Consider the following 16599-nt stretch of genomic DNA (forward strand, 5'->3'; position numbering starts at 1 on the left):
GTGGCCGGGCACACCCGATGCCTTGCGGCTGGCTCTGTGCCTTCCTAGCTAGGGCACCATGCAGCAGGAAAAGCACATGACCACCAGGACGGACCGCCTCATCCTGAGAAAGTTCGTCCAGACCGACTTTCCGGCCTTCGGGGCTTACCACTCCCGCCCGGAAGTCTACCGCTACCTCTACGCCGATCCACTGCAGGGCGAAGCGCTGGAGCAGACATTTGCCGATGTTCTGAAGGCTCCCTTCGAACAGGACGGCGATGTCTTTCGGCTCGCCGTCGTGCGCAGGGGCGATGAGGCGCTGCTTGGCGAGGTGCTATTGAAGCTCGACAGCAGGGAGGCTCTTCAGGGAGAGGTCGGCTATATCTTCAACCCGGACTATGCCGGTGCCGGATATGCCACGGAAGCGGTGGCCGCAATGATCGATATCGGCTTCTCGACCTTCGGTTTCCATCGGATATTCGCCCGGTTGGATGCGCAAAACGCGGGCTCGATCGGTGTGGTCGAGCGTCTGGGCCTGCGCCGCGAGGCGCACCTTATCGAAAACGACAGGTTCAATGGCGTCTGGGGCGACGAGTTTATCTATGCCGCCCTGGCAAGGGAGTGGAAGGCGGTGCGCCGCGCGTGACCGCTGCATCAGAGGATAAACACCGACTTCACGCCATCGACCACGAACTGCACCGCGAGCGCCGCGAGGATGACGCCGAGCAGGCGGGTGAGGATGGCGCGGCCGGTGTTGCCGAGGAAGCGGTCGATGCGGTCGGCGATGACGAGGGCGAGGAAGAGGATGGCGATGCAGAGCGCCAGCACGCCGATGAGCGCGCTTCGCTCCAGCGCCGAGGGAAATGAACCGGACAACAGGATCGCGGCCGAAATGGCGCCCGGACCGGCAATCAGCGGCAGGGCGAGCGGGAAGACCGCGATGTTGTGGATGTGGTCGCGGGTGATCGCCACCTCGCTCGTCTTCTCCTTGCGCTCGTTGCGGCGCTCGAAGATCATCTCGAAGGCGATCCAGAAGAGGAGCAGGCCGCCGGCAATGCGGAAGGCGCCGATGGAGATGCCGAGCAGAGACAGCACGCTTGACCCGGTGACCACGAAGACGGCGAGGATGCAGAAAGCGATGAGCGAGCCGCGCAAGGCTACCTGCTTGCGCTGCGCACGCGTCATGCCGACGGTGAGCCCGAGAAAGATCGGCGCAAGGCCGGGCGGATCGATGGTGACGAGCAGCGTCGTGATCGCATTGATCACAGTGTCCGTGGTGAGCATCCGGTCGTTTCCCTCGCCGTTGCATGACCGTTCCACGCGGCCTTGAAGCGACATTGTTAGGCGAGGGCGCGCCCGAAGGGAAGGGCGCGCGCAAAGCGGCGGCGGCCCGGCCATGAAAATGCGCAAATTCGCGGATTTCCCGGGAAAAGCCTGTTCAAAACCCTTGGCAAAATTGGCGCTTCCGGCGCCGGTAGGCTATAAAATTGCATCTGATTCTGAACAACGATCGTGACCGAAATTGACAGAACAAACGACACCCGGCGGAAAGAACCCTCCTGGCATTGAGCCGATTTCCATCATCGAGGAAATGCAGCGGTCCTATCTCGATTACGCCATGAGCGTGATCGTGTCCCGTGCGCTGCCGGACGTGCGCGACGGTCTCAAGCCCGTGCACCGGCGCATTCTCTACTCGATGAGCGAGATGGGCGTCGACTGGAACAAGAAATACGTGAAGTCGGCCCGCGTCACCGGTGACGTGATGGGTAAATACCATCCGCACGGCGACTCGGCGATCTATGACGCCCTGGCGCGCATGGCGCAGGACTGGTCGCTCCGCCTGCCGCTGATCGACGGCCAGGGAAACTTCGGCTCCATCGACGGCGACCCGCCGGCAGCCCAGCGCTACACGGAATGCCGCCTGGAAAAGGCCGCCCATTCGCTGCTCGACGATCTCGACAAGGAGACCGTCAACTTCCGCGACAACTACGACGGCACGATGAGCGAGCCCGTCGTGGTGCCCGCGAAGTTCCCGAACCTGCTGGTCAACGGCGCAGGCGGCATTGCCGTCGGCATGGCGACGAACATTCCGCCGCACAACCTTTCGGAAGTGATCAACGGCTGCATCGCGCTGATCGACAATCCCGCGATCGATCTCATCGAGCTGATGCAGCATATTCCGGGCCCGGATTTTCCGACCGGTGCGCTGATCCTCGGCCGTTCCGGCATTCGCCAGGCCTATGAGACCGGCCGCGGTTCCGTCGTCATGCGGGGCCGCGCCACCATCGAACCGATGCGCGGCGACCGCGAACAGATCATCATCACCGAGGTTCCCTTCCAGGTGAACAAGGCGACGATGATCGAGAAGATGGCCGAGCTGGTGCGCGACAAGCGTATCGAAGGCATTTCCGATCTTCGCGACGAGTCCGACCGCGACGGCTACCGCGTCGTCATCGAGCTGAAGCGCGACGCCAATGCCGACGTCATCCTGAACCAGCTTTACCGCTACACGCCGCTGCAGACCTCCTTCGGCTGCAACATGGTGGCGCTCAATGGCGGCAAGCCGGAGCAGATGACGCTGCTGGACATGCTGCGCGCCTTCGTCGCCTTCCGCGAGGAAGTCGTCAGCCGCCGCACGAAGTACCTGCTGCGCAAGGCGCGCGACCGCGCCCATGTCTTGGTGGGCCTCGCAATCGCGGTCGCCAATATCGACGAGGTCATCGCGCTCATCCGCAGCGCGCCCGATCCGCAGACGGCGCGCGAGCAGCTGATGGAGCGCCGCTGGCCGGCCAAGGACGTCGAGGCGCTGATCCGCCTCATCGACGACCCGCGCCACCGCATCAACGAGGACCTGACCTACAACCTCTCGGAGGAACAGGCCCGCGCGATCCTCGAACTGCGTCTTGCCCGCCTAACGGCGCTCGGCCGCGACGAAATCGACGAGGAGCTCAACAAGATCGGCGAGGAGATCAAGGATTACCTCGACATCCTGTCGTCGCGCCTGCGCATCATGACGATCGTCAAGGACGAGCTCGGTGCCATCAGGGACGAGTTCGGCGCGCCGCGCCGCACGGAGATCACCGAAGGTGGTCCCGACATGGACGACGAAGACCTGATCGCCCGCGAGGACATGGTGGTCACCGTCTCGCATGCCGGCTACGTCAAGCGCGTGCCGCTGGCGACCTATCGCGCCCAGCGCCGCGGTGGCAAGGGCCGCTCCGGCATGGCCATGAAGGACGAGGATTTCGCAACCCGCCTGTTCGTCGCCAATACGCACACGCCGGTGCTGTTCTTCTCCTCGCGTGGCATCGTCTACAAGGAGAAGGTCTGGCGCCTGCCGATCGGCACGCCGCAGTCCAAGGGCAAGGCGCTGATCAACATGCTGCCGATCGAGCCCGGCGAGCGCATCACCACCATCATGCCGCTGCCGGAGGACGAGACGACGTGGGAAAACCTCGACGTCATGTTCTCGACGACACGCGGAACGGTGCGTCGCAACAAGCTTTCCGACTTCGTCCAGGTCAACCGCAACGGCAAGATCGCGATGAAGCTCGAGGAGGACGGCGACGAGATCCTCAATGTCGAGACTTGCACGGATCGTGACGACGTGTTGCTGACGACAGCGCTCGGCCAGTGCATCCGCTTCCCGGTCGATGATGTGCGTGTCTTCGCCGGCCGCAATTCGGTCGGCGTGCGCGGCATCAATCTGGGCGCCGGCGACCGCATCATCTCGATGACGATCGTCAGCCATGTCGACGCCGAGCCGTGGGAACGGGCCGCCTATCTCAAGCGGTCCGCCGCCGAGCGGCGCGCAAGCGGCGCGGATGAAGAGGAGATCGCACTGGTCGGCGAGGATGTCGGCGAAGTCGGCGACCTCTCGGAAGAGCGCTACCAGGAACTCAAGGCGCTCGAGCAGTTCGTGCTGACGGTGTCGCAGCGTGGCTTCGGCAAGCGGTCGTCGTCCTACGACTTCCGCACCTCCGGCCGCGGCGGCAAGGGTATCCGCGCAACGGACACCTCCAAGACCAGCGAAATCGGGGAACTCGTCGCCGCGTTCCCGGTCGAGGAAACGGACCAACTGATGCTCGTGTCCGACGGTGGCCAGCTGATCCGCGTGCCGGTCAACGGTATCCGTATCGCCAGCCGCGCCACGAAGGGCGTCACGATCTTCTCCACCGCAAAGGACGAGAAGGTTGTCTCCGTGGAGCGCATCAGCGAGCCGGAAGGCGATGACGAGATTGAGGGCGAGGGCGAGGCTGCCGTCGTGGATGGCGAGATCGACGCCAATCGTGAAGGCGAGGGCGAGGCGTAAGCCTCGCCGGAAAAGCTCAGCAAACGTGAAAAAGCCGGACGGGCAGGGAACGACCGTCCGGCTTTTCAATGTTGGCGGGCGGCCTGGAGGGAAGCCACCCGCACTAACGGCGGCAAAGGGGCGCTATACGCCGAAGCCGCCTGCTTCCGTCTTCAGCCTTGTTTTCTTCAGGGCCGCACGATCTCGTTTCAGATCAAGAATTGTCCGCGCGAAGTCCACGACGAAAACCGCGCTGATGAAGAGCGTGGAAATGATGGTAAGCAAAGCCATGATCACGTACTCGCTCACCGCAGCCATTTCCCGCGACCGGCACCTTCAGCGGCAGCCGGGCGATCCTCTTCGCGAAGGGCATTGAAAGCCGCAACGCTGAGCGCGATGAACATTGCCATGCAAAGTAGAGCGAGTGCCATCTTGGTGTTCCTTTCCGTTCTAAGGAAACGCAATGCTTCATTCACTTCATTCGGTCGGTAAAATGCCCCGCAACGACTTTTGTTCCCGGCCTTATGCTGTCATTTAGACATGGCCCGCCTGAAATGACCTTGAACGGTTCATTCATGTGCTGTTCATGATCGCCGCAGGGGATAGGCGCGGGCGCGTCGGGCCGTGCCCTTGCAGATCACCGCTGTCCGTGACAAAAGGCGGGCAAACGGGACCTCGCCGATGACAGTCGCCTTCTATCCTGGCTCTTTCGATCCGTTCACCAACGGCCACGTCGACGTTCTCGTCCAGGCGTTGAACGTGGCGTCCAGGGTCATCGTCGCGATCGGCGTCCATCCCGGCAAGACGCCGCTTTTCTCCTTTGACGAGCGCGCCGACCTCATTGGCCAGTCGGTCGCCGGTGTACTGCCTGAACGGGCAGGGGATGTCAGCGTCGTCTCCTTCTCCAATCTCGTGGTGGATGCCGCGCGCGCACACGGCGCGCGTCTCTTGATCCGCGGCCTGCGCGACGGGACGGATTTTGACTACGAGATGCAGATGGCCGGCATGAACCGGCAGATGGCGCCGGATATCCAGACGGTGTTTCTGCCGGCCGGCGCTGCTTCGCGGCCCATTACCGCCACATTGGTCCGTCAGATCGCGGCCATGGGCGGCGATGTCAGTGCTTTCGTTCCGGCGCCCGTCCTTGCGGCCCTCAAGGCCCGCCAGAAGGGCTGAGCCCATTATCCTGAACCCATCAAGGGAGCTATCATGAACATTCTCCGCACCGCCTTCGCAGGCGCCCTGTTCCTGGCGACGGCAACCGGCGCCTTCGTGGCCCAGGCTGCCGATTTCATCACGATCCAGCTCAAGGACGGCCCCGTCGTCATCGAGTTGAACGACAAGGCGCCGAAGCACGCCGAGCGCATCAAGGCGCTTGCTGCGGCCGGCGAATACGACAACGTCGCCTTCCATCGTGTGATCGACGGTTTCATGGCCCAGACGGGTGACGTGCAGTATGGCGACATGGAGAACGGCTATCAGCCGCAGGCAGCCGGCACGGGCGGCTCCAGCCAGCCGGATCTGCCGGCCGAGTTCTCGGATATCCCGTTCGAGCGCGGTACCGTCGGCATGGCGCGCGCGCAGGATCCGAATTCCGCCAACTCGCAGTTCTTCATCATGTTCGCGCCTGGCGACTTCCTGAACGGCCAGTACACGGTCGTTGGCAAGGTCGTCTCTGGCATGGAGAATGTCGACAAGATCAAGCGCGGCGACGACGCCAACAACGGCTCCGTCACCGATCCCGACCGCATGATCAAGGTCACCGTCGGCAAGTAACGCCATTTTTTGATGAGGTGCCTGTTGCAATCCCGAAGGAAGAACACACCTCTGGGGCAGGCTTTTAAAGGAGAGAGACCATGGCCGAGATCAAGGATCCGGAAAACACCATCATCATGGAGACCACGAAGGGCAAGGTGGTCATCCAGCTGCTTCCGGATCTCGCACCGGGCCACGTGGCACGCATCAAGGAACTGACGCGCGAAGGTGCCTATGACGGCGTCGTCTTCCATCGCGTGATCGAGGACTTCATGGCCCAGACGGGCGACGTGCAGTACGGCAAGACCGGCGGCGCGGACTTCAATCCGTCGCGCGCCGGCATGGGCGGCTCCGACAAGCCGGACCTCAAGGCCGAGTTCTCTAATATGAGCCATGTGCGCGGCACCTGCTCGATGGCCCGCAGCCAGATGCCGAACTCCGCCAACTCGCAGTTCTTCATCTGCTTCACCGACGCACCCTGGCTGAACAAGCAGTATTCCGTGTGGGGCCAGGTCATCGAAGGCATGGACAACATTGATAAGATCAAGCGCGGCGAGCCGGTGCGCGATCCCGATACCATCGTTTCGATGAAGGTTGCCGCCGACGTAGCGGCCTGATAGAAACCGATCGTTTTCGACCGCGCCCGCCCCGGCGGGCGCGGTTTTGTTTGTTTTCTTTTCAAGGACCGGCGATATGGCTGCTTTCCTCTGGGCGTTGCTCGGCATCGCGGCCGGCGCGTGCATCGCAATTCAGGCCCCGATCAACGCCATGCTCGGACGTGGTCTCGGCATGCCGGTCGCGGCCGCCTGCGTGTCATTCCTGTCGGGTGCCGCCATCCTCGCCCTTGTCGTTCTGCTGACCTCTTCCTTTGAAGGGCGCTCGCCGGATTGGCGCGGCCCGGACCTCTGGCTCTATATCGCCGGCGGCGCATTGGGCACGGTCTATGTCACGACCGCGATCTTTCTCACGCCGCGCATCGGTGCGGCCGCTGTCATGGCCTTTGCCGTTTCCGGCCAGCTTCTCGCCGGCATCCTGCTCGACCGCATCGGTTTTCTCGGCATGGCCGTTCGCGAAATCTCCGTCGGGCGCATCGGCGGCGCCGTCCTGCTCGTCGCGGGCGCCCTTATGATCCGCTTCCTCTGAGAAAACCATGCGCGTCGACCTTTTCGATTTCGACCTGCCGGAAGAAAACATCGCGTTGCGCCCCGTGACCCCGCGCGAGGCGGCAAAGCTGCTCGTGGTGCGTCCGGGCACGGAGACACCCTACGAGGATTTCACCGTCGGGGATCTGCCGTCGCTGCTCCGGGCAGGGGATGCGCTTGTCTTCAACGATACGCGTGTCATTCCCGCTCAACTGGAAGGCATCCGCCATCGGGAAGGAGCGGGCGGGCAGGCGGTGTCGGCGACACTGCACATGCGCATAGCCGGCGATCGCTGGAAGGCCTTCGCCAAGCCCGGCAAGCGCATCAAGCCGGGCGACCGCATCGCCTTCGGCACGCTCTGGGCGACCGTGGAAAACAAGGGCGAGGGCGGTGAGGTCACGCTGCATTTCGATGCGTCCGGCCCCGAACTCGACCGCGCCATCGCGACCGTCGGCCATATCCCCCTGCCGCCCTATATCGCCTCCAAGCGCGCCGAAGACGAGGCGGACCGCAAGGACTACCAGACGATCTATGCCCGCGAAGAGGGCGCCGTCGCCGCGCCGACCGCCGGCCTGCACTTCACCGACGCGCTGTTCGAGAAGCTCGACGCGCTCGGCGTCATCAGGCATTTCGTGACGTTGCATGTGGGCGCCGGCACCTTCCTGCCGGTCAAGGCCGACGACACGACCGAGCATGTCATGCACGAGGAGATCGGCTATGTCTCCGAGGAAACCGCCGCCGCGCTGAATGCCGTGAAGGCGAGGGGCGGCCGCATCGTCTCCGTCGGCACGACCTCGCTACGCCTTCTGGAAAGTGCCGCCGACGAGGACGGCACGATCAAGCCATGGTCCGGTGCGACGGGTATTTTCATCACGCCCGGCTACCGCTTCCGCACGGCCGATATCCTGATGACGAACTTTCATCTGCCGAAGTCGACGCTGTTCATGCTCGTTTCGGCCTTTTCCGGCCTGGAGACGATGCGCGGCGCCTATGCGCATGCCATTTCGTCCGGCTACCGCTTCTATTCCTACGGCGATTCCAGCCTGCTTTTCCGGGACCACGCATGACCGAAACCTTCCAGTTCAAGCTTCTCGCCACGGATGGCAAGGCCCGTCGCGGCGAGGTCTCGATGCCGCGCGGCACCATTCGCACGCCCGCCTTCATGCCCGTCGGCACGGTCGGCACGGTCAAGGCGATGTATCTGGACCAGGTCCGCGAGCTTGGCGCGGATATCATTCTCGGCAATACCTATCACCTGATGCTGCGGCCCGGACCGGAGCGCGTCGCGCGCCTGGGCGGCCTGCATGAGCTCATCCGCTGGCCGCACCCGATCCTCACCGATTCGGGCGGCTTCCAGGTCATGTCGCTCTCGGGCCTGCGCAAGCTCGACGAGCAGGGCGTGACCTTCAAGAGCCATGTGGACGGCGCGCTGCATCACATGTCGCCGGAACGCTCCATCGAAATCCAGGGCCTGCTCGACAGCGATATCCAGATGCAGCTCGACGAATGCGTGGCGCTGCCGGCATCGCCCACGGAGATCGAGCGCGCCATGGAAATGTCATTGCGCTGGGCCGAGCGCTGCAAGGCGGCCTTCGGCGACCAGCCCGGCAAGGCGATGTTCGGCATCGTGCAGGGCGGCGATATCCCGCATCTGCGCGTGCGCTCTGCGCAGGCGCTCGCCGGGCTGGATCTCAAGGGCTATGCCATCGGCGGCCTTGCGGTGGGCGAACCGCAGGAGGTCATGCTCGACATGATCGACACGACCATTCCGCACATGCCCTTTGAGAAGCCGCGTTACCTGATGGGCGTCGGCACGCCAGACGACATGCTGAAATCCGTCGCCCGCGGCATCGATATGTTCGACTGCGTGATGCCGACCCGGTCGGGCCGCCACGGCCTGGCCTTCACCCGGCGCGGCCGCATCAACCTGCGCAATGCCCGCCATGCCGAGGACATGCGTCCGCTGGATGAGGAATCGAACTGCCCGGCAGCCCGCGATTACTCGCGCGCTTATCTGCATCATCTGATCCGCGCCAACGAATCCCTCGGCGGCATGCTGCTGACGTGGAACAATCTGTCCTATTACCAGGACCTGATGGCCGGCATCCGCAAGGCGATCGAGGAGGGCCGTTTCGCCGACTTCATGGCGGAGACGCAGGAAAATTGGGCGAGGGGCGATCTCGCCCCGCTCTGACCGCTCGCACGTTCAGATTTCAGGCCCCGGCGCCGTGCGCACCATATGCACGCCATTGATCCTGTAGCTGCCGTCGGGCTGCCGCAGGAGTTGATAGAGTGCCGTCCAGTCCTTTCCGTCGAGCCCGGATATCAACACCTCCTGCACCACCATGTCGCCAACGATCTTCGAGCGGCCAAAGGCGAAGTTGCCGGCGCGATAGACCGGCGCGTAGCTCTTTCTGACCATGTCGAAGAACGCGTCTTCGGTCGCGAATTTTTCGCGGATGGCCGGTGAGGCGAAGGCATAGGCGGTTGCCGCATCGTCAGCCAGGAACGCGGCGATCTGACGTTCGATAATATCCTGGACGGTGTCCAGAGGCTCAGCCGCGCCAGCCACAGACGGCAAGGCCGCCACGAACAATGCACTGAGGGATATGGCGGCAGCACGTTTCATGGCACGCTCCTCACTCTGATCGTCGGTTAGAATAGCGTGTTTTCGTGCAGAACGCATGCTTATCGAGCTGCCACCCCACTTACGCGCTCTCATGTATTTTATTATTTTATTTCATATATATATCACCGTATTTTAATGTCGCTTACTTGGCGCAAGTTTATGAATTTGCGCGTTGCGTTGTCAGCCGCGCCTGCGTGTGAGAGAAGTGGTCAATGCTGGGCGAGCTCATTTTCAGTTTCAGAGCGGCACGGCAAGAGCAGGAGGTCAGACCATGCAGCGGTTCACAGGTGGTTGTCTCTGCGGTGCCGTTCGCATCGAGGCGGCGGGGCCGCCGTATCGCGTCGGCCTGTGTCATTGCATGGATTGCCGCAAGCACCATGGCGCGCTTTTCCATGCCTCGGCGATCTTCCCGGACAATGCGGTCACGGTGCACGGAGAGACGCGGGACTATCAAAGCCGCTTCTTCTGTCCGCGTTGCGGTTCCTCCGTATTCTCCCGCAGCGACGACGAGATCGAGGTGAACCTCGGCGCGCTCGACGCGCCCGACCAGCTGGTACCGACCTACGAACTCTGGACCATCCGCCGGGAATCCTGGCTTCCGCCGTTTCCAATCAAGAAGCTCTACGAGCGCGACCGGGAGAATGAGGGACGTTTCGAGGACCGGGATTGAGGAACTAGGGGGCTGCATATTTAAATCAGATAAGATAGATTATGGAACTAACCATCGGACGAAATACGCCAAAGACGCTGGAAAACCGGTTTCCGCCTTGACCCGGAACCTCTCCCAGCCTTAAGCGAAACGGCAGACGGAACCAACAGCGAAAGCCTTGCTCATGAGCGATTTGCGCATTCTCTCCGACGCCTACATTCCGGAACTGCCGAACCGCTACAATGGCAAGGTTCGCGAGAATTATGACCTGCCGGATGGTCGCCGCATCATCATCGCGACGGACCGGCTCAGCGCTTTCGACGTTATCCTGACCGCCATTCCGTTCAAGGGCCAAGTCCTGACCCAGACGGCGCGCTACTGGTTCGAGGAAACCGCCGACATTTGCCCGAACCACGTCCAGTCCTATCCGGATCCGAATGTGGTGATCGGCACGCGGCTCGATATCCTGCCGGTCGAGATCGTGGTGCGCGGCTATCTGGCCGGCACGACCAGCACGTCGATCCTGACCAAGTATCGCAAGGGCGAGCGCGAAATGTACGGCATCACGCTGCCGGATGGCCTCAGGGACAACGAAAAGCTTCCCGAGCCGATCATCACGCCCACCAGCAAGGCTTTCGACGGCGGCCATGACGAACCGCTGTCGGGCGAAGAAATCCTCGCCCAGGGCCTGCTGACGCCGGAACAGTGGGAAACGGTGTCGCGCTATGCGCTGGCACTCTTCGCACGCGGACAGGCGCGCGCAGCCGAACGCGGGCTGATCCTCGTCGATACCAAGTACGAATTCGGGACGGACAAGGACGGCCGCATCGTGCTGGCGGACGAGATCCATACGCCGGATTCCAGCCGTTACTGGATTGCCGACAGCTACGAGAAAAGTTTTGCCGCCGGCGGGCGTCCGGCGAGCTTCGACAAGGATTTCGTGCGCGCCTGGGTTACCGAGCGCTGCGATCCCTACAAGGATCCGATTCCGGAAATCCCGCGCGACCTGGTCGAGCAGACCTCCAAGGTCTACATCCAGGCCTTTGAACAGATTACAGGAAAGACGTTCGTTCCCGATCTTTCCGAGGATACGGTCCTCCACCGAATCCGCAAGAATCTGGCGCCTTACTTCACCTGATCGCCGGCCAGCTTGATTTCGAAGCTCAGCCCGTCATAGGCGGGCTCCACGTGATCCGGCGTTTCCCGCTGCACGGTATCGTAATCGAGCGGCACGTGCATGTGGGTCAGGATCGCGCGGGACGGCTTCAATCGCTCGATCCATTCCAGCGCCTGGCTGATCGAGAGATGGCTGGCGTGATAGCGATACTGGAGCGCGTCAATGATCAGCACGTCGAGGCCGTGCAGACGCGGAAGGGTTTCCTCGGGGAAATCGCTGACATCGGAGCAGTAGGCCACATCGCCGATGCGAAAGCCCAGCGAATGGATCTGGCCATGCACCTGAAGGTGAGGCTGGAACGTCATGGCGCCCCCTCGCCCGTGGATCGTCACCGGCGCGTCTTTGGGCTCGATCAGGTTCTCCGTGATGATCGGCGGATACATGCTGCCGGCGGGTGTCTTGAGACAGTAGCCGAAGCCTTCGCGAATGCGCTCCATGGTCGGCTCGTCGGCCCAGATCGGCACCTGACGATGGTTCTGCAGCACGAAACCCCTGATGTCATCGATGCCGTGGATATGATCGGCATGGGGATGCGTATAAAGAACGGCATCGATCTCGGCGACGCCGGCTGCGATCATCTGGGTGCGAAAATCGGGCCCCGTATCGATGACGACGGTCGTGACCCCATCCGGCCCGAACTGCTCCACCAGGAAGGACGCGCGCGTCCGCCGGTTCTTCGGATTTTGCGGATCGCAGGCACCCCAATCACCGGTGATGCGCGGCACGCCGGGCGACGAACCGCAGCCGAGTATGGTAAAGCGCCGCCGATAGACCACGGCTACACCCGCGGCATCTTCGAGAAGATGCGGAAGGCGTTCTCGGTGGTCATGCGCGCGATGTCCTCGGTGCTGACGCCGATGGTCTCGGCCAGCACAGCCGCCGTGTGCGCGACATAGGCCGGCTCGTTGCGCTTGCCGCGGAACGGTTTCGGCGCAAGGTAGGGCGCATCGGTCTCCACCAGCATGCGCTCCGGCGGCACGGTTTTGGCGATCTCGCGCAGCTCCTCCGACTTCGGGAACGTCAGGATGCCTGAAAAGGAGATATAGCCGCCGAGTTCCACACCGACGCGGGCGAGATCCGGCCCTGAGGAAAAGCAGTGCAGCAGGAAGGGGAAAGCGCCCTTCCCCGTTTCCTCCGTCAGGATCGCCGCCATGTCCTCGTCAGCCGAGCGGCTGTGGATGACGAGCGGCAGGCCGGTTTCCCGGGCGGCGGCAATGTGGTTGCGCAGGCCGATCGCCTGCGCGTCACGCGGCGCGTTGTCGTAGAAATAGTCGAGACCCGCCTCGCCGATCGCCACCACGCGCGGATGTCGGGACAAGGCCACGAGTTCCGCGACGGTGATATCCAGCTCCTCGTCCGCATTGTGCGGATGCGTGCCGACCGAGCAGAACACGCTCGGATAGGTCTCGGCGATCGCCAGTATGTCCGGAAACTTCCGCACCCGTGTGGAGATGGTGATCATCTGCTTCACGCCGGCCGCGTGCGCACGCGCGACGATATCGTCCCGCTCCGCCGCGAAGTCCGGAAAGTCCAGATGGCAGTGGGTGTCGATCAGCATGGCAACCTTACGCCTCGGGCGCCACGTAGCGCGGGAAGACCGGTGCGGGCGCTTCCAGCGGCGTGCCGCTGACCAGGCGGCCTGCGGTGCCCAGTGCTGCGAAATCCCGCTTGTCTGCGCCCGCGCCGACGAGATCCAGCAGCTTGCCGCCCGATTCCGGCATGAAGGGCTGAAGCAGGATGGCGATCTGGCGCACGACTTCCGCCGTCACGTAAAGCACGGTGCCCATGCGGACTGGATCGGTCTTCTTGAGCGCCCAAGGCGCCTCGCCCGCGAAATAACGGTCGGCCTCGGACACGACGGCGATGATCGCGGCGAGCGCCTTGTGGATCTGCTGCTTGCCCATGTCCTCGCGCGTGATCGCATGCAGCGCGTCGACGGAGGCCAGCATCGCACGGTCGGCATCCGTTAATTCACCGCATTCGGGTATCTTGCCGTCGCAGTTCTTGACGATCATCGACAGCGAACGGCTGGCCAGATTGCCGATGCCGTTGGCGAGATCCGAGTTGATGCGGGTCGCGATGCCCTCTTCGCTATAGCTTCCGTCCTGGCCGAAGGAGACTTCGCGCAGGAAGAAGTAGCGGATCGGATCGAGGCCGAAATGGCTGACAAGGTTGACCGGATCCACGACGTTGCCGAGCGACTTCGACATCTTCTCGCCCTTGTTGAGCAGGAAGCCATGCGCGAAGACCCGTTCCGGCAGGGGCAGGCCCGCCGACATCAGGAAGGCCGGCCAGTAGACGGCGTGGAAACGGATGATGTCCTTGCCGATGATGTGGATATTCGCTGGCCAGTACTTTGCGCGCGGTCCCTCGGGATCGGTCAAGTAGCCGGTCGCGGTGATGTAGTTGGTCAGCGCATCCACCCAGACATACATCACATGATCCGGATCGCCCGGAACCGGAATGCCCCAATCGAAGGTCGTGCGCGAGACCGACAGGTCCTTGAGACCGGACTTGACGAAGGAGATGACCTCGTTACGGCGCTCGGCCGGGCCGATGAAATCGGGGTTGTCCTCATAGTGCTTCAGGAGCTTGTCCTGATAGGCCGAGAGTTTGAAGAAGTAGCTCTCCTCCTCCACCCATTCGACAGGTGTGCCTTGCGGGCCGTAGCGAACGCCGTCGTCGCGCTCCTCGGTCTCGCTCTCCTGGTAATAGGCTTCGTCGCGGACGGAATACCATCCGGCATAACCGCCCTTGTAGATGTCACCACTGGCTTCCATCCGGCGCCAGATCTCGGCGCAGGCTTCGTAATGGCGCTGTTCCGTGGTGCGGATGAAATCATCGTTCGATGCATTAAGAAGAACGGCCATATCCTTGAATTCTTTCGAATTCCGATCGGCCAATTCCCGCGGCGTAATGCCTTCCTTCCGCGCGGTCTGCTGCATCTTCTGGCCGTGCTCGTCGGTGCCCGTCAGAAAGAAGACATCGCGTCCGTCCAGCCGCTGGTAGCGCGCCATCGCATCCGTGGCGATCAGTTCATAGGCATGGCCGATATGCGGCTTGCCGTTCGGATAGGAAATGGCGGTCGTGATGTAAAAGCGGGACGTGTCGGTCATGAAAGCTACGTTCTGTTTTCAGTTGTGCGTTGCCGCAAGGTATTAGACCATGCCGCCGCAGAGGGAAACAGCAAGTTGCTTTAAAGCGCCGCCCGGATATCGTCGAGCACGGTGATGATCGTCTGCTTGCGATCGAGGTTGTAGCCCTGCGCGATGGCGATGCGCTCGCCGAGTTGCGACGAGAGTTGGGCAAGGCGGTCGGCGCGGGCGATGTCGCCGGCGAGGGCCGCGGCGCGGGCGCTGTCCGTCACGAAATCCGCCGCGTGCTGGCAGAAGAAGGAGAAGACGGTGTCGCTGTCTTTCGCGGAGAGCACATCGGCCAGCTTGTGCACGTCGCGGCGTGGGGGTTCGGCCGGTCCGTCGACGATGGCGCGGAATGCTTCCACGATGTCGAAACCGCCGTAGTTGACCAGTTTCAGCGCCTCGGAGACGCTGCCATGCGCTGCTTCGATCAGCGCCCCTGCCCGTCCGCCTGACGGTGCGACGCCGAGACTGTCCAGGGCCGAGACGAGATCTGCATCCGACAATGGCGCAAGCGCCAACGGCATGCAGCGCGAGCGGATGGTCGGCAGCAGCTTGCCGGGCGCATGGGTCAGGACAAGGAAGAGCGCCCGCTTCGGCGGCTCCTCCAGGATCTTCAGGATGGCGTTGGCGGCGTTGCGGTTGAGATCATCCGCGGGATCGATGATGACGATGCGCCAGTTGCCGGTGCCCGAGGTCTGCGCCAGGAATTTTCCGGCCTTGCGCACCTCGTCCACGGTGATGGCGGATTTCACCTTGCCGCTCTTCTCGTCCACCGGGCGTGTAAGGTGCAGCAGATTGTGGGAGGAGCCGGCCGCCAACTGACGGGTGATCGGCGAGGCGAGCGAAGGCGCGGCGAGGCTCTCCGGCGCAGCGGACGGATCGGGGTTATGCAGCACGTGGTTGGCGAAGCGGAAGGCGAGCGTCGCCTTGCCGATCCCCTCCGGCCCCTCCATCAGGATGGCATGATGCCCCTTGCCCGAACGATAGGAGCGCGCAAGGAAATCCTCCGCCTCGGCATGGCCGAAAAGCTTCGTCTGCTCGGCGGGATGCACCGCTCCATCCAGAATGCCCGGGCGCTCGTCGCTCACGAAACCTGCTCCGGATCCTGCCTGCGGGCGGCAGCGATGGGCAGCAACGGCTCGACGATGGCCAGGACGTCCGCGGCAATCGCCTCCTGCGTCCGTGTGGCATCGACGACCCGGCAGCGCAGCGGCTCGCGCTCGGCGATATCGAGAAAGGCCTCGCGCCGCTTCTCGTGCGTCTGCAGCTCTTCCTTTTCGAAACGGTCGGGCTGTTCGTTCGGCCCGGCGGCGCGCTTGCGGGCACGCTCCAGCCCCACGGCGGCCGGCAGGTCGAAGATCACCGTACAGTCCGGCACGACGCCGTTGACCGCGACCCGCTCCAGCGCCTCGATAAAGGTCTGTTCGAGATTGCCGGTAATGCCCTGGTAGACGCGCGAGGAATCCATGAAGCGATCGCACAGCACGACGCTGCCCGCCGCAAGCGCCGGACGGATGACCTGTTCGACATGATCGCTGCGTGCGGCGGCAAACAGGATCGCCTCCATGCGGATGCCGTACGGTTCGGCAGCGCCGGAAAGAAGGACGTGACGGACGGCCTCCGCACCCTTCGAGCCACCCGGTTCACGCGTCGTGAGCACCGTCATGCCGCGCGCGCGCAAGGCCTGTGCGAGAAGCTGGATCTGCGTCGACTTTCCGGCGCCCTCGCCGCCTTCGAACGTGACAAACAAACCGGGTGCGGCAGACAAATCCTGTTTCCGTTGCTGTGGCCGCAACGCGGCCTCTTCAGTCGAAATCCGGCAGGGCCGAGATGAATC

The 16599-nt window shown here is 63.1% G+C and carries 18 protein-coding genes; 10 read left to right on the top strand and 8 right to left on the bottom strand.

The window, feature by feature from the left end; all coding sequences use genetic code 11:
* The first annotated feature begins 58 nt into the window (after positions 1–58).
* Positions 59–625, top strand: a complete 567-nt coding sequence (locus GR158_RS19615; RefSeq protein WP_160872267.1) for a GNAT family N-acetyltransferase — start codon at positions 59–61, stop codon at positions 623–625.
* A gap of 8 nt (positions 626–633) precedes the next feature.
* Here GR158_RS19615 and GR158_RS19620 read toward each other — a convergent pair whose 3' ends face one another.
* A complete protein-coding gene (locus tag GR158_RS19620; RefSeq protein ID WP_134649201.1) occupies positions 634–1263 on the bottom strand; it encodes a MarC family protein in 630 nt (209 codons plus the stop codon).
* 238 nt (positions 1264–1501) lie between these two features.
* Here GR158_RS19620 and gyrA point away from each other — a divergent pair, with 238 nt between their 5' ends.
* Positions 1502–4291, top strand: coding sequence for a DNA gyrase subunit A (gene gyrA / locus GR158_RS19625; RefSeq protein WP_160872268.1), 2790 nt, complete (start codon positions 1502–1504; stop codon positions 4289–4291).
* Between the two features lie 123 nt (positions 4292–4414).
* Here the strand turns inward: gyrA and GR158_RS19630 are convergent, their stop codons facing one another.
* Positions 4415–4579, bottom strand: coding sequence for a hypothetical protein (locus tag GR158_RS19630; protein ID WP_167719054.1), 165 nt, complete (start codon positions 4577–4579; stop codon positions 4415–4417).
* Between the two features lie 372 nt (positions 4580–4951).
* Between GR158_RS19630 and coaD the strand changes: the two genes are divergently transcribed.
* From coaD to tgt, 6 genes are all read left to right on the top strand, one after another.
* Complete coding sequence (gene coaD / locus GR158_RS19635; protein WP_160872270.1) at positions 4952–5446, top strand: pantetheine-phosphate adenylyltransferase; 495 nt, start codon at positions 4952–4954, stop codon at positions 5444–5446.
* Between the two features lie 33 nt (positions 5447–5479).
* Positions 5480–6046 (top strand): peptidylprolyl isomerase, encoded by a 567-nt coding sequence (locus tag GR158_RS19640; RefSeq protein ID WP_160872271.1) that lies wholly within the window; start codon positions 5480–5482, stop codon positions 6044–6046.
* 80 nt (positions 6047–6126) lie between these two features.
* Complete coding sequence (locus GR158_RS19645) at positions 6127–6642, top strand: peptidylprolyl isomerase (RefSeq protein ID WP_134649198.1); 516 nt, start codon at positions 6127–6129, stop codon at positions 6640–6642.
* Between the two features lie 76 nt (positions 6643–6718).
* Positions 6719–7168: a DMT family transporter gene (locus GR158_RS19650; protein ID WP_134649197.1), complete on the top strand. Its 450-nt coding sequence runs from the start codon at positions 6719–6721 to the stop codon at positions 7166–7168.
* A 7-nt stretch (positions 7169–7175) separates the two neighbouring features.
* Positions 7176–8234 carry a tRNA preQ1(34) S-adenosylmethionine ribosyltransferase-isomerase QueA gene (queA, locus tag GR158_RS19655; RefSeq protein ID WP_160872272.1) on the top strand — a complete coding sequence of 353 codons (1059 nt, stop codon included), beginning with the start codon at positions 7176–7178 and terminating at the stop codon, positions 8232–8234.
* Complete coding sequence (tgt, locus tag GR158_RS19660; protein ID WP_160872273.1) at positions 8231–9361, top strand: tRNA guanosine(34) transglycosylase Tgt; 1131 nt, start codon at positions 8231–8233, stop codon at positions 9359–9361. The genes queA and tgt overlap by 4 nt, the downstream gene beginning before the upstream one ends.
* A gap of 12 nt (positions 9362–9373) precedes the next feature.
* On the opposite strand, the gene GR158_RS19665 is transcribed toward tgt, so the two are convergent.
* Positions 9374–9796, bottom strand: coding sequence for a DUF4864 domain-containing protein (locus GR158_RS19665; RefSeq protein WP_160872274.1), 423 nt, complete (start codon positions 9794–9796; stop codon positions 9374–9376).
* A gap of 271 nt (positions 9797–10067) precedes the next feature.
* Between GR158_RS19665 and GR158_RS19670 the strand changes: the two genes are divergently transcribed.
* Together GR158_RS19670 and GR158_RS19675 are read left to right on the top strand one after the other, a co-directional pair.
* Entirely contained in the window at positions 10068–10466 is a 399-nt protein-coding gene (locus tag GR158_RS19670) for a GFA family protein (protein ID WP_160872275.1), read from the top strand.
* A gap of 172 nt (positions 10467–10638) precedes the next feature.
* Positions 10639–11583, top strand: coding sequence for a phosphoribosylaminoimidazolesuccinocarboxamide synthase (locus GR158_RS19675; RefSeq protein WP_160872309.1), 945 nt, complete (start codon positions 10639–10641; stop codon positions 11581–11583).
* Here the strand turns inward: GR158_RS19675 and GR158_RS19680 are convergent.
* From GR158_RS19680 to tmk, 5 genes are all read right to left on the bottom strand, one after another.
* A complete protein-coding gene (locus GR158_RS19680) occupies positions 11571–12398 on the bottom strand; it encodes an MBL fold metallo-hydrolase (protein ID WP_160872276.1) in 828 nt (275 codons plus the stop codon). The two genes, GR158_RS19675 and GR158_RS19680, sit on opposite strands and share 13 nt — an antisense overlap.
* A 2-nt stretch (positions 12399–12400) precedes the next feature.
* Positions 12401–13180, bottom strand: a complete 780-nt coding sequence (locus GR158_RS19685) for a TatD family hydrolase (RefSeq protein ID WP_160872277.1) — start codon at positions 13178–13180, stop codon at positions 12401–12403.
* A gap of 7 nt (positions 13181–13187) precedes the next feature.
* A complete protein-coding gene (gene metG, locus GR158_RS19690; RefSeq protein WP_160872278.1) occupies positions 13188–14738 on the bottom strand; it encodes a methionine--tRNA ligase in 1551 nt (516 codons plus the stop codon).
* Positions 14739–14818: 80 nt separating this feature from the next.
* Positions 14819–15850 (bottom strand): DNA polymerase III subunit delta', encoded by a 1032-nt coding sequence (locus tag GR158_RS19695; protein WP_160872279.1) that lies wholly within the window; start codon positions 15848–15850, stop codon positions 14819–14821.
* On the bottom strand, positions 15847–16530 hold the full coding sequence (gene tmk, locus GR158_RS19700; RefSeq protein WP_160872280.1) for a dTMP kinase: 684 nt from the start codon (positions 16528–16530) through the stop codon (positions 15847–15849). Before tmk ends, GR158_RS19695 begins: the two co-directional genes overlap by 4 nt.
* Between the last annotated feature and the right edge of the window lie 69 nt (positions 16531–16599).

Source organism: Shinella sp. AETb1-6 (assembly GCF_009826875.1).
Taxonomy (GTDB): domain Bacteria; phylum Pseudomonadota; class Alphaproteobacteria; order Rhizobiales; family Rhizobiaceae; genus Shinella; species Shinella sumterensis.